Here is a 17,051-nt window from a genome sequence, read left to right as displayed (position 1 = left end):
AGGAGGCGAAAATGGCCCAAGATATTAAAAATGAAGAAGTAAAAGAAGAGGAAGTTGTGGAAACAGCTGAAGAAACAACTCCTGAGAAGTCTGAATTGGACTTGGCGAATGAACGTGCCGAAGAATTTGAAAACAAATACCTTCGAGCTCATGCAGAAATGCAAAACATTCAGCGCCGTGCCAATGAAGAACGTCAACTCTTGCAACGCTACCGCAGCCAAGATTTGGCAAAAGCAATTTTGCCATCACTGGATAACCTTGAACGTGCCCTTGCCGTCGAAGGTTTGACAGATGATGTGAAGAAGGGCTTGGAAATGGTCCAAGAAAGTTTGGTACATGCTCTGAAAGAAGAAGGAATTGAAGAAATTCCAGCAGATGGAGAATTTGACCATAACTACCATATGGCCATTCAAACAGTCCCAGCAGATGACGAACATCCAGCAGATACCATCGCACAAGTCTTCCAAAAAGGCTACAAACTCCATGACCGCATCCTAAGACCGGCTATGGTAGTGGTTTATAACTAGGCAATTCTGACGGTAGCTAAAGCAACTCGTCAGAAAACGGCAATCGCTATGGCGTTTGCCTAGCCTCCTTACTAACTCGTCGTCGAAATAATATCGATTTCGACTTCTCGTGTCGCAACTTATATACATTGAAACCTTGTCCGAAACGACAATAAACTATGAAAGAAAGATAAGAAGCAAGCCGGAGGCTTGCAAGGAAAATATCAAAAAGAAAAAAGAGAATAAATAACAAGGAGAAAAACACATGTCTAAAATTATCGGTATTGACTTAGGTACAACAAACTCAGCAGTAGCAGTTCTTGAAGGAACTGAAAGCAAAATCATCGCAAACCCAGAAGGAAACCGCACAACTCCATCTGTAGTGTCATTCAAAAACGGTGAAATCATCGTTGGTGACGCTGCAAAACGTCAAGCAGTCACAAACCCAGATACAGTGATTTCTATCAAATCTAAGATGGGTACTTCTGAAAAAGTTTCTGCTAACGGTAAAGAATACACACCACAAGAAATCTCAGCTATGATCCTTCAATACTTGAAAGGTTATGCTGAAGAATACCTTGGTGAAAAAGTAACTAAAGCAGTTATCACAGTTCCAGCTTACTTCAACGATGCTCAACGTCAAGCAACAAAAGACGCTGGTAAAATTGCTGGTCTTGAAGTAGAACGTATCGTCAACGAACCAACTGCAGCAGCTCTTGCTTATGGTTTGGACAAGACTGACAAAGAAGAAAAAATCTTGGTATTCGACCTTGGTGGTGGTACATTTGACGTATCTATCCTTGAACTCGGTGATGGTGTCTTTGATGTATTGGCAACTGCAGGGGATAACAAACTCGGTGGTGACGACTTTGACCAAAAAATCATCGACCACTTGGTAGCAGAATTCAAGAAAGAAAACGGCATTGATTTGTCAACAGACAAGATGGCGCTTCAACGTTTGAAAGATGCAGCTGAAAAAGCGAAGAAAGACCTTTCTGGTGTGACTTCAACACAAATCAGCTTGCCATTCATCACTGCTGGTGAGGCTGGACCTCTTCACTTGGAAATGACTTTGACTCGTGCTAAATTCGACGATTTGACTCGTGATCTCGTAGAACGTACAAAGGTTCCAGTTCGCCAAGCCCTTTCAGATGCAGGTTTGAGCTTGTCAGAAATCGACGAAGTGATCCTTGTCGGTGGTTCAACTCGTATCCCAGCAGTTGTTGAGGCTGTTAAAGCTGAAACTGGTAAAGAACCAAACAAATCAGTAAACCCTGATGAAGTTGTGGCCATGGGTGCTGCGATCCAAGGTGGTGTTATCACTGGTGATGTTAAAGACGTTGTCCTTCTTGACGTAACACCATTGTCACTTGGTATCGAAACAATGGGTGGAGTATTTACAAAACTCATCGACCGCAACACTACTATTCCAACATCTAAATCACAAGTCTTCTCAACTGCAGCAGACAACCAACCAGCCGTTGATATCCACGTTCTTCAAGGTGAACGCCCAATGGCAGCAGATAACAAGACTCTTGGACGCTTCCAATTGACAGATATCCCAGCTGCACCTCGTGGTATTCCACAAATCGAAGTAACATTTGATATCGATAAGAACGGTATCGTATCTGTTAAAGCCAAAGATCTTGGAACTCAAAAAGAACAAACAATTGTTATCCAATCTAACTCAGGTTTGACAGACGAAGAAATCGATCGCATGATGAAAGATGCAGAAGCTAACGCTGAAGCAGATAAGAAACGTAAAGAAGAAGTTGACCTTCGTAACGAAGTAGACCAAGCAATCTTTGCGACTGAAAAGACAATCAAAGAAACTGAAGGTAAAGGCTTCGATGCAGAACGTGATGCTGCCCAAGTTGCCCTTGATGAGCTTAAGAAAGCCCAAGAAGACAACAACTTGGACGAAATGAAAGCAAAACTTGAAGCATTGAACGAAAAAGCTCAAGGACTTGCCGTTAAACTCTACGAACAAGCCGCAGCAGCCCAACAAGCTCAAGCAGGAGCAGAAGGCGCACAAGCAACAGGAAACGCAGGCGATGACGTCGTAGACGGAGAGTTTACTGAAAAGTAAAACAATCCAGTGGATTGTTTTAGCGGAACCTCCTGAAATAAAGAAAGGTTCCGAGATTTTAGGATTCCTTTAATCCGAAACTCAATTCAGCTTAACTCGTTAAGAATGACTAATCACTAAAGTGATTGTCATTCTACGGCAATCGCTATGGCGACTTGCCTAAACGCCTTACTAGTTCAAAAACAAAGTATAATCGACTTTGTTTTTGAACGTCGTAATAATAAGAAGAAATCCAGAGGTTGCAACCCAGCCTCTGTTTTTCGGTAAAATAGAGGATGTTGCGAATGAAAAAAGTACTTTGTATCATTTATCCTAATTTTTCTCTCTATGAGATAACCGCTTTAACAAGTACTTTAGCTCTGTCTTTTGACGTCACGATTGATTATGTCGCTTCAGATCACTCGATGGTGGTCTCTGAGGATGGTTTGCCCTGTCAACCGACCAAAACACTGGATCAAATAAATCTAGAAGATTATTCTTGTGCCATTTTGCCAGGAATGGTAAACATAGGACCTGCCCTACAGGATGAGAAATTGATTTCGTTTTTGAGGGACCTTGGTGATCAAGATATCCTCATTGCAGCCATTTCTTCAGCGCCTCTTTTATTGGCGAAAGCAGGTCTGTTTAAGGACACGAAATTTACAGGTGGAATTTGGCAAAACTTCTTTGATTATTTTGAATTTCTTCCTCGTGAGAATTTCCAACCCAAACTGGTTGTGCAAGATAAACAAATCATTACGGCTATAGGCTTTGCGCACCAAGAGTTTGCAAGAAAAGTGATTCTAAGTTTAGGGTTGGCAGAGAATACGGATAACTATTTTAAAGAACAGAACGAGTACGCTGAAGAGGATTTGATATTTACTCTATCGGACCAAGAGTTTGATCAAGTGAAGCAGAGTATAGAAAACAGCCTCTAAAGATTACATGAAAATTATAGAAAGGAACAAAGAGCGTTCGGGGAATTGAACTCGAGTTCTAAAGTTTCTTACTCAATATGAAAGAAAGGAATTGAACCCGACCTAAATTCGTGGTTTGATTCACAACATCAATAGAAAGGAACAAAGAGCGTTCGGGGAATTGAACTCGAGCGGAAAGCTTGGAAATTAGATAAACCTCCTAAGAAATCAGGATTTCTTGTCGGTTTCCTAAATTTCAGTCGCTTTCTGTTCGCTCTTAGTATCTTGTATGAACAATACTGAATTTTATGACCGTTTGGGTGTTTCTAAGAATGCGTCTCAAGATGAGATCAAGAAAGCCTATCGGAAATTATCTAAAAAATATCATCCAGATATCAACAAGGATCCTGGAGCTGAAGACAAGTACAAGGAAGTTCAAGAAGCTTATGAAACTTTGAGCGATGAACAGAAACGTGCTGCCTATGACCAATACGGTGCTGCTGGTGCCAATGGTGGTTTTGGTGGTGCAGGCGGTTTCGGTGGCTTCGATGGAGCAGGTGGCTTTGGTGGATTTGAAGATATCTTCTCAAGTTTCTTTGGTGGTGGCGGTGCATCACGTAATCCAAATGCCCCTCGTCAAGGTGACGACCTCCAGTATCGCGTTCATTTGACTTTTGAAGAAGCTATTTTTGGTACAGAAAAGGAAGTCAAATACAATCGTGAAGCAAGCTGTCGTACTTGTAATGGGTCTGGTGCTAAACCTGGAACAAGTCCAGTCACTTGTGGACGCTGTCATGGTTCAGGTGTGATCAATGTTGATACTCAAACACCACTCGGTATGATGCGTCGCCAAGTAACCTGTGATGTCTGTCATGGCCGTGGTCAAGAAATCAAAGATCCATGTACAACTTGTCATGGAACTGGTCATGAAAAACAAGCCCATAGCGTACACGTAAAAATCCCTGCTGGTGTGGAAACAGGTCAACAAATCCGCCTAGCTGGTCAAGGTGAAGCCGGATTTAATGGAGGCCCTTATGGTGACTTGTATGTAGTAGTTTCAGTTGAAGCTAGTGATAAATTTGAACGTGAAGGAACTACTATCTTCTACAATTTGAACCTCAATTTTGTTCAAGCAGCACTTGGTGATACAGTAGACATCCCTACAGTTCATGGTGATGTAGAATTAGTCATTCCAGAGGGAACTCAGACTGGTAAGAAATTCCGCCTACGTGGTAAGGGAGCTCCAAGTCTTCGTGGTGGTGCCCTTGGAGACCAATACGTTACTGTTAATGTTGTAACACCAACAGGCTTGAACGACCGCCAAAAAGCAGCCTTGAAAGAATTCGCAGTTGCTGGTGATCTAAAAGTCAATCCTAAGAAAAAGGGCTTCTTTGACCATATTAAAGATGCCTTTGAAGGAGAATGAATCATAACCACCCGTGAAAACGGGTGGCTTGTACACCGGCTATAAGCCGTTTCTCTTCAGCGACGTCTAAAGACGCTCGCTGAACTTCGTTCAGGTCGTGCTATATTACTTGACTAATGCCCGTCACAACGGGCTTTTACCTTATTCTAAATCCACCATCAGAAAACGGATCTTCATATTCTTTTACACTCAGCTTATCGAGTGCAATGTCATTCTTTTCCTGCTCGCGAATATATTTAGCTACGGTCTTTTCGTTTAGTCCAACGGTACTTACATAGTATTCTCTAGCCCAGAACTTTCGATTTCCATACTTATATTTTAAATGAGCGTGCTTATCAAATATCATCAATGCACTTTTACTCTTGAGATACCCCATAAAATCGGAAATCGAAAGTTTGGGAGGTATCAGTACAAGCAGGTGTACATGGTCTGGCATCATATGACCTTCGATAATCTCCACGCCACGACAACGGCATAGATGTTTAATAATATCTATCAAATCCGACCTGACTTTGTAATATATCGCCTTACGGCGATACTTAGGTGTGCAAACTATATGATATTTGCACATTCATTTGGTATGTGATAAACTGTAACTGGTTTTAGCCATTTATTTTTCCTCCTTTATCTAACCTGAACAATTAGATTATACTTGAAAAAATAAATGGAAGCTAGAAGCCTTTTCAGCCACCAGCATAGCTGGTGGTTTTCTTGTTTTTCTCTATGAGAAAAACTGGCTTGAAACCATAAAAAGAAAAGCCCTTAGAAACTTGAGTTCTAAGGACTTTGTCTTAAATTTGAAACATCCAAGAAATTGGATGTTTTTTGTTGCAAGTATTATATTTAAGTTTTAAATGCAAAAAAAATTTGATATACTAAGATTATGGAGAGTGAAGAGGTATAATCAATTGATAGATAAAAACAATATGGATATTAATGATGTTAATGAAAAAATTGTAGCTACAAAAATTTTAAATGAGTTAAAATACAACAAGAGAATGTTTTACAATTGGTCAGCTTGGTTTAGTGGAGATAAAGAGGAAAATCTTCTAGATATGCTTGTTTCAAGAATTTCTTCTATTAAGAAGGAGTTAATAAGTCAGACAATTGAGCCTTGCTTAGACGAAATTAAAGCAGTTTCAATGTATAAAAAAGTTAGAGAAGAATCTGAAAATCAATCTCACAATGTTGTTACTTTTTCTTCATCTAAAAAAATATCAGGAAAGATCGAATTTAATTATTTTATTCAGATAAGTTTACAAGATTTTATTGTGAGTGCAATTTGGTTAGAAACTGTTGCTAGATTAATTGATAGTAGGCTTAAAGATGATGTATATGCTAATAGACTTTCTCAATCTCAAAGTAGTTTTTTTAACCCATATTTCGATGCTTATTCTGAATTCAGAGATTCGAATTTTAATAAGATGCGTCAATGGATAGAAGAAAAAGAAACAGGCATATATGTACAAACAGATTTGTCAAGATGTTATTACAATGTAAATGTCGAAAAGTTAAAAAAAGAATTAGTAGAAGAATTAGGACAAAATTATACAAAGAATTTTGAATTTATTACAGAGTATATTTTTAAGATTATAGAAAAGTATAATGAGTTAGAAGGAATAAGAGATTTTTTAAAAGATTCAAAAGTAGATAATAATTTAGTTTCTGAAACAGTTTTGCCAATTGGATTTTTACCCAGCAACATTTTAATCAATTTTTATCTATTAGATTTAGACAATAAAATAAAGCAAACGTTTTATCCAGTAAACTATAGTCGATATGTAGATGATATTGTTTTTTTGGTAAAAACAGATGTTTCTGAAAAATATAAACCAGGAGACTTGCCTGAAATAGATAATATAAAAGCAAAAATCACACAAATAAGAGATTCACTTAAATTAAATGAGAAGAAGTCCGTCAAACTTAGTGAAGATAAAACATTATTTTTTATTGTTAATAAACGGAACGATATCAATTATTTGAATAAATTCGCGAAAGAAACTCAACAACTTTCCAGTGATAGTTATAGATTAATAGACCCTAATGAATATGATAAAGAATTTGAAAATGCCTATAACTTAACGCAAGGACTTACGAAAATTTCAGACTTATTTACAATAGTCAGAGATAAAAAGTATATTAGTCGGACTATTTCTACGGTATTCAACTATATTTTTTGGAATCTTAAAGAGGACATTGATGAAGAGAATGTAAACTTGGCAAAGAAGTTTCTTAAATACTTTTACTCATTTGTTGATGATGAATTTTTTTTGAATTTATTTGATTATTGGTATCAGTTAATTATAATTGAATTAGTTTCAAATAAAATTCTATTGTGTGAAGAATTGGCAAAAAAATCTAGTATTAAATTGGATAAATTAGAATTTATGAAAAGGCTCCAGTCTCTAGAAGAAAATGTAGAGCCAAAAAGTAAGTTGTTTAAGATTTTTCTATCAAATTTCAAGAATAATCTTGAACATACTTTTAAAGCTCGATATGGTACTTCGTTATATCAAATACAAGAGTACTTTCGATATCCAAGATATAAATTAAGAAATATAGTTGAAAAGGACAGTCTATTTTATTTTGAGAAGCAATTAAGAAAATTGGCTGAATTTAGTTGCTCTAGATCATTAGTTGTTTCAAATGTTGACAAAAATTTTTTGGATGTAGTAAAAAAGAATTTTCGAAATAATTATCATAATGAAAAAGGTATTATTGTTTTTGATGGTAATGACGGAATAAAAATTGGGGATTATAACTATAAGAAAAAAATTGTGCTATCTCAGAGTAATTTTGAAACATATAGTCAGAGACTAAAATATTTTGAAGATTATTCAAAAAATAAATCCAATATAAAAGACATTATACTTACGCTAAATGAAGCAGATAGGAATAAAACAGATGTTTTATTGTATCCTGAACAAGGTATACCATTGCAAGAAATATATTCACTTGTCAGGTTTGCTAGAAAAACAAAAATATTAGTAATTGGTGGCTTGGATTTTATCTATCTAGAGAACGAGAATAAAGTATTAAATTTAACATTTATTATTAGACCCTTTAAAGTGTTGAAAGGAGAGAAAGAATATAAAGATACGGAGATTATTTTACTACCAAAATTATACCCTTCACCTATTGAATATGAAATATTTCAGGGAAGTAGGTTCAGTCGTAACAAAAATTGGGAAATTTATATTCCTGACTCATCCGATTGGGAAAATCAGCATATAGTAAAATTCAAGGATAGTACCCATGCGGTATTAAATTGTTATGAAGCAGCTTCTTTAGATTTGAAGTATGAAATATCAAAAGAAGAACCAGAGGTAGTACATTTAATTACTAATAATAAGGATATTAAGTATTATAAACAGATAGCAGAAAGTTTATCACGTGATTTGATGGCTGTGTCAACTATAACCAATTATTCACAGCTAGGGGGGGTTGAAGTGTTTAGCCCGTATAAGGAAGAATATAGAAGGCAGATTTCAATCCATAAGGGTGCCAAAAATACTCATGTTGATATTTGTGAGGTTGATTTAGATGCAATAAAATATAAACGATTACATAATCAAGATAACACTATGAAGCAGAATCCTCCAAAATACTATTATAGAAATTTAGGAAAATAAAAATGAATTTGAAAAAAAAGAAAGAAAGACAAGATATCATCCAACATATATTGAAGTGGCTCTTCCCCTGGGCATCAATATTTAGTTTTTTACAGTTTTTGCAACTTATTATTCCAAAATGTTATTTTCTACAATTTGAGTTGGCCATTGTTATGTTTTCATTGTTGGGAGCTTGGTTTTGGAATAAATACGTATTAGATAAAATACTAGAAAAATATTTATATCGTTATGTTAGTAAAGATTCAAAATTAATTTTAAATATATATTATGGGAATATATTTGATGAAGATTTCAATAAATTTATAAAAGTAATACCTATGGATAGAAATTTAGATTGTGATCAGGCTGATATACGAATAAAATCAGTTCAGTTTCAATTTAGAGATAACAATTGTATAGATAATCAAAGACTGAATGAACTAAAAGAATCAGAGGAAAGAATTATCGCTTGCGATAATTACTTTCTATTGAGGATAGCAGAGTATACAAATACCAATAATATTGAATTAAATACGTATACAGATTACTTTTCGATGATATATGAACTTTGTCAATTTATAGATGATAATGCACATGGGAAGGCAGTTGTTTGCTCTGTTATAGGAGGGAATATTCAATTTAAAGAAGGAAGTTTAAATTCTATGCAACGACTCCAGTTACTGAAACTTGCATTTGAATCATATAGTTTTCAACATGAAGTTGATATTCATATTGTTATAAAAAAAGACGAAGAGCGAATTGATAAGTATGATTTAACTATTTTATAACCATAAGTACATATTATAACAAGCGGTTAATGCTTTGAATGATGGAAAATTTTTACGATTATTTTCTTTCGTAGCTCATATTATTTAGTTTTGATTTAAATAATATTAATAAAAAAGAAGAACTTTTAATTTTGCTTGGAAGGCTGTCAAATACGTGAAATCAAATGATATCATCATGACGAATGACTACATAACACCCAGTGTTGGACTGGGTCGAACCAGCCAGGTGGATCTGTCCGTGATGAGGAGTCTATTATCGCAGATGATAAGCATGGCTTGACTATGATTTTCACCGGTCTACGGCATTTTAGGCTTTAAGAAATAGAAAAAATCTTCGGGTCAGCCGAGGATTTCAGACCGAAGACAAACATTCCAAATGGTGTTTGTCTTCAATCTGAAAAGAGCCGAATGGCTCTTTTTGTGTTATCTTTGAAAATTTAGCGTCGAAAAATCATTTTCCAGTTAGCCTATTATTTATACTTTTGCTTGAGTAAGCCTGCCGCATCCATATCCTGGATGAGTTGCTTGAACTCCGCTTCTTTGCCAGGCTTAACTGTGACGGTATCAATGCGCTTAGTCGCCGAATTATCCTGAATATCCACCAAGTTCAAAGCTTTTTCATAGAATGCGATTCCCTTTTTCAGACTTTCCTGATCCTGCCAAGATAGAATAAAGTAAGAAGGATTTGATTTCTTTCCGATTTCTTGGAAATACTTCCTGCTTTCCTCCTCTAAAAATTGGAATAAACCATGATTGAATAAGTTGTCTTCTACTGAATGGTAGGAAATATCTCCTGTGTTTAAGACATAGACTTTGAGTCGGTTTTTAGTGAGGTTGGGACTTTCTTTTAGGACAGGGTTGCTATTGATGACCTCATCTGAGAAAGTCACATAAAAATCTAAGCCTCCACCCTCGAATTGATAGCTTCCATTTGACTCTACTTTCTCAGGAGGCAGGTCAAGGGAGATGAAGATTTGTTTTAAGGCTTCATTTCCTTTTCTGATGTCACTCGGTGAGGCCTTGAACAGATTGGCCAGTATTAGAAATGCTAGGGCTACAAGAAGGCAGAGGCCACCACAAATAATCAGGATGATCCGCGTCAAAACTTTAAAAAACTGTTTCATTTTCATGCCCTCCCTTGTCTATTAAGATCTGATAACCCAAAATGGATTTAAAGGGGAACTAAGGAAATTGGAGTTTCCCTTAGTTTTCTTCAGTTTCCTGCAATTCTTTTAGTACAGCAAGTCTCGTTTGGACGTCTTTTTCCAAGACTTTAAACTTATAGGTCAAATCTTTTTGATATTCCTTGATGAGTTCTTTTTGTTGGTCGATAATTTGCAGGCTATCTTGGATGATATCCAAGTCATCCTTAATGGCTTCAACACGATCAGTTGTATCTAGAACCTCTTCAGTGATAGCTTGGCGATTCTTAACGAGGAGGTATGAACCGACTGCAGAGCCTGCAAAAAGTAGTAAGTTTGATAGTTTCATAGTGACTCCTTAAGCGTTTTTGATCGTTTCAGCGACTTGGGCAAGTTTGCCGAAGTCTGGTTCATGAGCGACAAAGTCAATTTTTAGGTCATCATCTGCGCCATAACGAGGAACGAGGTGGACATGGGTATGGAAAACAGTTTGTCCAGCAACTTCTTCGCAGTTGGCGATGATATTCATACCTTCAGCTTTGGTAGCTTTCATGACTTTTTGAGCAATCTTTGGTACTTGGGCGAAAAGTTGGCTGGCACTTGCAGCATCCATTTCTAAAAGGTTGCGATAGTGTTCTTTTGGTACGACCAAGGTGTGACCAGGTGTTACTTGTGAGATATCAAGGAAGGCAAGAACTTGATCATCTTCGTAAACCTTTGATGCGGGAATCTCTCCTGCGATAATTTTACAAAAAATGCAATCTGACATAAAATCTACCTCTACTGTATTGAATTTTGATATAATATAGCTACATTATACCAGATTTGGAGAAAATATGTTAGAAATTAAAAATCTGACAGGGGGCTATGTTCATGTTCCTGTCTTGAAAGATGTGTCCTTTACAGTCGAAAGTGGACAGTTGGTCGGTTTGATTGGTCTCAATGGTGCTGGAAAATCAACGACCATCAATGAAATTATTGGACTTTTGACACCTTATAGTGGAGAAATAAACATTGACGGGCTAACCTTAGGTGCCAATCCTCGTGAATATCGTCAGCAGATTGGTTACATCCCTGAAACTCCTAGTTTGTACGAGGAATTGACTCTCAGAGAGCATATCGAGACGGTTGCCATGGCCTATGGTATTGAGCAAAACCTAGCTTTTGAACGTGTAGAACCTCTTTTAAAAATGTTCCGTTTGGATCAGAAGTTGGATTGGTTCCCTGTTCATTTTTCAAAAGGGATGAAACAGAAGGTCATGATTATCTGTGCCTTTGTCGTGGATCCGAGTCTCTTTATCGTTGATGAACCTTTCCTTGGTCTTGATCCCTTGGCAATTTCGGACTTGATTCAGCTTTTGGATCTTGAAAAGAAAAAAGGCAAGTCTATCCTCATGAGTACCCACGTTCTTGACTCTGCTGAAAAAATGTGTGATTCTTTTGTCATTCTCCACAAAGGTCAAGTCAGAGCTAAAGGGGATCTTGAAGAGCTGAGACAAGCTTTTGCTATGCCGGAAGCAAGTCTCAATGATATCTATTTGGCTTTGACCAAAGAGGAGGACCGATGAAAGACTTGTTTCTAAAGCGAAAGCAGGCTTTTCGTAAAGAGTGTGTCGGTTATCTTCGATATGTGCTCAATGATCACTTTGTCTTGTTTTTACTGGTCTTAGTAGGTTTTCTAGCCTATCAGTATAGTCAGCTGCTCCAGCATTTTCCTGAGAATCATTTACCAATCCTAGGTTTAATTGGGATTGTCTCTGTTTTACTCTTACTTTGGGGAGGAATAGCAACCTATGTGGAAGCGCCTGATAAGCTCTTTCTCTTAGTAGCTGAAGAAGAAGTGAGAGAACACATCCAGAAGCAAAGTTTAGTTTCCTTCATCTTTTGGGTTAGTGTACAGACTCTCTTTTTGCTCTTTTTTGCTCCGTTATTTTTAGCCATGGGTTTAGGCTTAGGAGTTTTTGGGGTCTATGTTCTTCTGTTGGGAGTCGGGAAATATTTCCTGTTTCAGAAAAAAGCAGGCAAGTTTTTTAGTGCAAATCATCTGGACTGGGACTATGTGATTGCCCAAGAAAGTAAACGCAAGCAGTTTTTACTTCGTTTCTTTGCCCTCTTTACCCAAGTCAAGGGAATTTCAAACAGTGTCAAGAGACGAGCTTATCTAGATGCTATCCTAAGAGTAGTTCAGAAGGTGCCGAGCAAGATTTGGCAGAACCTCTATCTTCGTTCTTATCTGCGAAATGGAGATCTTTTTGCCCTCAGTCTTCGCCTCCTCTTCCTATCTTTGCTGGCGTTGATCTTTATCGAGCAGTCTTGGATAGCGACAGCAGTGGTAGTTTTATTTAACTATCTCTTGCTCTTTCAGTTATTGGCCCTCTATCATGCCTTTGACTACCAATATTTGACCCAACTTTTTCCGCTAGACAAGGGGCAAAAGGAAAGGGGATTACAGGCAGTTGTCCGAGGATTGACTGGTTTTGTTTTATTGGTTCAACTGGTAGTTGGGTTGATTACCCTCCAAGAAAAACTAGCCCTTCTAGCCCTCCTTGGAGCTGGATTGGTCTTGCAAATCTTGTATCTCCCTTATCAGGTGAAACGTCAGATGCAGGACTAATACTCTTCGAGAATCTCTTCAAACTAGGTCAGCATCCATCTGCAACCTCAAAGCGGTGCTTTGAGCATTCCTAGTTTGCTCTTTGATTTTCATTGAGTATAACATTGCTTATATGATACTAAAAAAGAAGTTGAGTTCAATCTGTCTCAGCTTCTTTTTAGTTACTACAGGATAATGGTTGGTCCGTAGAGACTCAACTTGGTCTTGACTTGGTCAAAGTGGAAGCGGTCATAGGCTCTCCAAGCGGCGCGAGTAGGAGCGTCTGGATTGAGAGCACTGAGGCCCATGAGAAGACTGGAAGTTTGGTAAAATTTTTCCAGCTCAATCAAGAATCGATTATCCACTGTCTCAGCTTTAGAGAGAAAGCGGAGGATATTGTCCAGTTGCTCCTGAAAACGGACATCGTCAGCTGTTGCCTGTTTGCAGACTTGGTAAGCTTTGTTTAACTCAGTTATCAGTGCCTGGGCAGTTTTGATTGGATCTGTATCCGTCATGAGAATTCCTCCTTTGTGATGGTTTTAAAGTTGTTTTAAGCCTTTGTCTTTCTATAATCCTAGCCTATCACTTTTTACTCTTTTTTTACCTACAAATCTTTAATTGTCATTGAAATTTCCTGAATGGTAATAGCGGGATTTTATGATAAAATAGTTGTAAGGTTATCATAGTTATTTCGGAAAAACTTCGACACTTTAGGAATTTTTGATAACCGTTTAGGATTTGGCAAAAAATGGATTCTAGACTTATGGTATCCTCTCTTCAGGAGGTTTTATCCATGAACTATATTATTATCCAAAAAGAGAAAGAAATTTTCAAATTAAACATAAAGGATATCTACTACATCCAAACGCATCCAAGTAAAGCCCATACCGTGCAGATTGTTACAGAAGACGCTAGCTTTGATTTGTTTCAAAATTTAAGCAATCTTGAGAAACAATATGGGGAAACCTTAACGAGATGTCATCGAAATTGTCTGGTCAACCTTGAACGAGTAAAATCCATGGAACTCCAATCGAAGACTCTTTTTCTTGGAGAAGAAGGTCGATATGCTGTTCAGTATTCCAGACGTCGTTATAGAGAAATTCGCCAAAAATGGTTGAAACAAGGAGAGTAAGAAGATGAGAATATTTGTTTTAGAAGATGATTTTTCCCAACAAGCCAGAATTGAAACGACGATTGAAAAACTTTTGAAAAAACAGAGCATCATTCCCAGTTCTTTTGAAGTCTTTGGCAAGCCAGACCAACTGCTGGCAGAAGTGCATGAGAAGGGGGCGCATCAGCTATTCTTTTTGGACATTGAGATTCGAAACGAAGAGATGAAGGGTCTGGAAGTGGCTAGAAAGATTCGGGATCGGGACCCCTATGCCCTGATCGTCTTTGTGACGACTCACTCAGAGTTTATGCCCCTGTCCTTTCGTTACCAAGTGTCTGCTTTGGACTACATTGATAAGGCCCTTTCGGCAGAGGAATTTGAATCTCGTATCGAGACAGCCCTCCTCTATGCCAATAGTCAAGACAGTAAAAGTCTGGCGGAAGATTGCTTTTACTTTAAATCAAAATTTGCCCAATTTCAGTATCCCTTTAAAGAGGTCTACTATCTCGAAACGTCCCCAAGACCCCATCGTGTTATTCTCTATACCAAGACAGACAGGTTAGAATTTACGGCGAGTTTAGAGGAGGTTCTCAAGCAGGAGCCTCGTCTCTTGCAGTGCCATCGCTCTTTTCTAGTCAATCCAACTAATGTAGTTCGTTTGGATAAGAAAGAAAAACTCCTTTTCTTTCCCAATGGCGGAAGCTGTCTGATCGCGCGTTATAAGGTCAGGGAAGTGTCTGAAGTTATCAATAACTTACACTGAGTGAGGAGAACTTATGTATAATATTTGGATGATATTGTATACACTTATTACTAATGGGCTAGAAATTGTCATGTTCTTTAAGGTGGATGGAATTAGCCTTACTTTCGAGAGGATTTTTAAGGCTTTTCTTTTTAAGATACTGTTGGCCTTAGTTTTTGTAACAATTAGCTATATAGTAGGAAATGTCTACCTATCTTATTTTATGGAACCCTTGTACGGCATAGGATTGTCTTTCTTATTGTTAAAAGGGCTTCCTAAAAAACTCCTTTTCTTTTATGGTCTCTTTCCAATGATATTGGTGAATCTCTTTTATAGAGGAGTCTCCTATTTTGTGCTTCCATTTTTGGGACAAGGGCAAGTATATGATGGCTACTCATTTACTGGGTTATGTATAATAATTTTCAATTTCTTCATTTCTCTAGCCTTTTTGAAATGGTTAGACTATGATTTCACTAGCTTGAGAAAGGAGATTCTCGATAAAGCTTTTCAAAAGTCCCTGACTAAGATTAACTGGATAATGGGGGGCTACTATCTAGTCATGGAAACTCTGTCTTTCTTTGAATATGAACAAGGTATTCAATCAAAGACTGTGCGCCATCTCATCCTAGTGTTTTACTTGCTCTTTTTTATGGGGGTTATCAAGAAATTGGATACCTATTTGAAGGACAAACTCCATGAGAGACTGAACCAAGAGCAGGACTTGCGTTACAGAGATATGGAGCGGTATAGTCGGCATATAGAGGAGCTTTACAAGGAAGTACGGAGCTTTCGTCATGATTATACCAACCTCTTGACCAGCTTACGTCTGGGCATTGAAGAGGAGGATATGGAGCAGATAAAAGAGGTCTACGACTCCGTCTTAAAGGACTCTAGCCAAAAATTGCAGGACAATAAATATGACCTTGGCAGATTGGTGAATATTCGTGACCGTGCCCTTAAAAGTCTCCTAGCAGGCAAATTTCTAAAAGCTAGAGAAAAGGAAATTGTCTTTAATGTCGAAGTTCCTGAGGAGATTCAAGTCGAGAGTATGAGTCTGCTTGATTTTCTGACTATTGTGTCTATCCTTTGTGACAATGCCATTGAAGCTAGTGCAGAGGCTAGTCAACCTCATGTCTCAATCGCCTTTATAAAAAATGGCGCACAGGAGACCTTTATCATTGAAAACTCCATCAAAGAAGAGGGTATAGATGTTTCTGAAATCTTCTCTTTTGGAGTTAGTTCTAAAGGGGAGGACCGAGGTGTTGGTCTCTATACCGTCATGAAGATTGTGGAAAGTTATCCCAATGCCAGTCTCAATACCACCTGTCAAGATCAAGTCTTTCGTCAGGTTTTGGCGGTTCATTTGCTGTCAAGTTCTGATTAGAGAATGTGTGAACAAGAGAACCGTGGCATTTTAGGTTGAAAAACACTGCAACGATTTATCCTTATCCAACCTGACTTTTTATAATATTCGAGGAAAAACAAATGAACCAGAAATTTTATTTTATAGCTTGTTCTGTACTGATCATCCTATCCAATCTTCTCATGTTTTCTCTAGTCAACGAAGGAGAAGGTACAGGAGCTAATCTGATTATAATTGTTTCAACCTGTGTCTTGCTACCAGCCTTTTTACATGCAGTTGAAAATCAGCAGACATCATTGGTTAGGGCAGAATCCTTGATCCTCATTCAGATGGCAGTGATATCCTTAGTCCGTCTCATCAGCCGAATAGAGAGGACACCTGAAATCTTACATACAGGCGTCACCCTTCTAGTTTTAGCAAGCTGGGTAGCCTTTATCGTCCTAGCTATCATGAGAATGTATCAGAAAAAAGGGAAGTAAGGATGAGAGCATTTTGATTGGTTATGGTTTATTAGGGCAAGCATATTTTTCGTGCTTGCTTTTTTTCTACAATTTAGGAGGTTTCGATGACCATTCATGATTTGGGTAAATTAAGGTCAAAAGGAGTGCTATACTGGCAGTGTAAAGGTTTTTGCTCAACAAATATTTAGGGGGAAGTCTTATGAAGAAAAAAATACTTGTCATTTTCATCTTGTATCTAATCATGTCTCCGCTTGGGGAGAGTAATTGGTATCATTTATTTTATACCATAGCCTATCTGATTGCAGTTATAATCTATTTTGCTT

Annotated in this window: 17 protein-coding genes and 1 pseudogene; 13 read left to right on the top strand and 5 right to left on the bottom strand. The window is 37.5% G+C overall.

Going from position 1 to position 17,051, the window contains the following annotated elements; all coding sequences use genetic code 11:
• The first annotated feature begins 11 nt into the window (after positions 1 to 11).
• From grpE to dnaJ, 4 genes are all read left to right on the top strand, one after another.
• On the top strand, positions 12 to 527 hold the full coding sequence (gene grpE, locus AC3E7H_RS08730; RefSeq protein ID WP_045763635.1) for a nucleotide exchange factor GrpE: 516 nt from the start codon (positions 12 to 14) through the stop codon (positions 525 to 527).
• Positions 528 to 771: 244 nt separating this feature from the next.
• Positions 772 to 2,595 (top strand): molecular chaperone DnaK, encoded by a 1,824-nt coding sequence (gene dnaK / locus AC3E7H_RS08725; protein WP_490676404.1) that lies wholly within the window; start codon positions 772 to 774, stop codon positions 2,593 to 2,595.
• 284 nt (positions 2,596 to 2,879) lie between these two features.
• Positions 2,880 to 3,512, top strand: a complete 633-nt coding sequence (locus tag AC3E7H_RS08720; RefSeq protein ID WP_485681304.1) for a DJ-1/PfpI family protein — start codon at positions 2,880 to 2,882, stop codon at positions 3,510 to 3,512.
• Positions 3,513 to 3,780: 268 nt separating this feature from the next.
• Positions 3,781 to 4,917, top strand: coding sequence for a molecular chaperone DnaJ (gene dnaJ, locus AC3E7H_RS08715; protein ID WP_490676403.1), 1,137 nt, complete (start codon positions 3,781 to 3,783; stop codon positions 4,915 to 4,917).
• Positions 4,918 to 5,053: 136 nt separating this feature from the next.
• On the opposite strand, the gene tnpA is transcribed toward dnaJ, so the two are convergent.
• Positions 5,054 to 5,488: an IS200/IS605 family transposase gene (gene tnpA / locus AC3E7H_RS08710; RefSeq protein WP_075228513.1), complete on the bottom strand. Its 435-nt coding sequence runs from the start codon at positions 5,486 to 5,488 to the stop codon at positions 5,054 to 5,056.
• A gap of 355 nt (positions 5,489 to 5,843) precedes the next feature.
• Between tnpA and AC3E7H_RS08705 the strand changes: the two genes are divergently transcribed.
• The 3 genes and pseudogenes from AC3E7H_RS08705 to AC3E7H_RS08695 form a co-directional block, all read left to right on the top strand.
• Entirely contained in the window at positions 5,844 to 8,549 is a 2,706-nt protein-coding gene (locus tag AC3E7H_RS08705) for an RNA-directed DNA polymerase (RefSeq protein ID WP_075228532.1), read from the top strand.
• A 2-nt stretch (positions 8,550 to 8,551) separates the two neighbouring features.
• Positions 8,552 to 9,316, top strand: a complete 765-nt coding sequence (locus tag AC3E7H_RS08700; RefSeq protein ID WP_075228512.1) for a hypothetical protein — start codon at positions 8,552 to 8,554, stop codon at positions 9,314 to 9,316.
• A gap of 130 nt (positions 9,317 to 9,446) precedes the next feature.
• Positions 9,447 to 9,634, top strand: a pseudogene (locus tag AC3E7H_RS08695) (bifunctional phosphoribosylaminoimidazolecarboxamide formyltransferase/IMP cyclohydrolase); the annotation flags it as partial.
• A gap of 152 nt (positions 9,635 to 9,786) precedes the next feature.
• Here the strand turns inward: AC3E7H_RS08695 and AC3E7H_RS08690 are convergent.
• From AC3E7H_RS08690 to AC3E7H_RS08680, 3 genes are all read right to left on the bottom strand, one after another.
• Entirely contained in the window at positions 9,787 to 10,440 is a 654-nt protein-coding gene (locus tag AC3E7H_RS08690) for a hypothetical protein (RefSeq protein ID WP_490676402.1), read from the bottom strand.
• A gap of 79 nt (positions 10,441 to 10,519) precedes the next feature.
• Positions 10,520 to 10,807: a hypothetical protein gene (locus AC3E7H_RS08685; protein ID WP_045763640.1), complete on the bottom strand. Its 288-nt coding sequence runs from the start codon at positions 10,805 to 10,807 to the stop codon at positions 10,520 to 10,522.
• Between the two features lie 9 nt (positions 10,808 to 10,816).
• Entirely contained in the window at positions 10,817 to 11,227 is a 411-nt protein-coding gene (locus tag AC3E7H_RS08680; protein ID WP_490676401.1) for an HIT family protein, read from the bottom strand.
• Positions 11,228 to 11,294: 67 nt separating this feature from the next.
• On the opposite strand from AC3E7H_RS08680, the gene AC3E7H_RS08675 reads away from it, so the two are divergent.
• The gene (locus AC3E7H_RS08675; RefSeq protein ID WP_049508263.1) at positions 11,295 to 12,026 is read left to right on the top strand and encodes an ABC transporter ATP-binding protein; all 732 of its coding nucleotides are present in this window, start codon (positions 11,295 to 11,297) and stop codon (positions 12,024 to 12,026) included.
• Positions 12,023 to 13,072, top strand: a complete 1,050-nt coding sequence (locus AC3E7H_RS08670) for an ABC transporter permease (protein ID WP_000653797.1) — start codon at positions 12,023 to 12,025, stop codon at positions 13,070 to 13,072. The genes AC3E7H_RS08675 and AC3E7H_RS08670 overlap by 4 nt, the downstream gene beginning before the upstream one ends.
• Before the next feature lie 164 nt (positions 13,073 to 13,236).
• Here the strand turns inward: AC3E7H_RS08670 and AC3E7H_RS08665 are convergent, their stop codons facing one another.
• Positions 13,237 to 13,566 carry a helicase BlpT gene (locus AC3E7H_RS08665; RefSeq protein ID WP_490676400.1) on the bottom strand — a complete coding sequence of 110 codons (330 nt, stop codon included), beginning with the start codon at positions 13,564 to 13,566 and terminating at the stop codon, positions 13,237 to 13,239.
• Positions 13,567 to 13,844: 278 nt separating this feature from the next.
• On the opposite strand from AC3E7H_RS08665, the gene AC3E7H_RS08660 reads away from it, so the two are divergent.
• From AC3E7H_RS08660 to AC3E7H_RS08645, 4 genes are all read left to right on the top strand, one after another.
• Positions 13,845 to 14,183: a LytTR family DNA-binding domain-containing protein gene (locus AC3E7H_RS08660; RefSeq protein WP_490676399.1), complete on the top strand. Its 339-nt coding sequence runs from the start codon at positions 13,845 to 13,847 to the stop codon at positions 14,181 to 14,183.
• A gap of 4 nt (positions 14,184 to 14,187) precedes the next feature.
• Positions 14,188 to 14,925, top strand: coding sequence for a response regulator transcription factor (locus tag AC3E7H_RS08655; protein WP_490676398.1), 738 nt, complete (start codon positions 14,188 to 14,190; stop codon positions 14,923 to 14,925).
• A 13-nt stretch (positions 14,926 to 14,938) separates the two neighbouring features.
• Positions 14,939 to 16,288, top strand: a complete 1,350-nt coding sequence (locus AC3E7H_RS08650) for a sensor histidine kinase (RefSeq protein WP_490676397.1) — start codon at positions 14,939 to 14,941, stop codon at positions 16,286 to 16,288.
• Between the two features lie 101 nt (positions 16,289 to 16,389).
• Positions 16,390 to 16,746, top strand: coding sequence for a hypothetical protein (locus tag AC3E7H_RS08645; protein WP_049527003.1), 357 nt, complete (start codon positions 16,390 to 16,392; stop codon positions 16,744 to 16,746).
• The last annotated feature ends 305 nt before the right edge of the window (positions 16,747 to 17,051 follow it).

Source organism: Streptococcus sp. SCPM-O-B-15304 (M98) (assembly GCF_058200215.1).
Note: the sequence above shows the minus strand (reverse complement) of the source record. Positions and strands in the feature narration are given on the sequence as shown.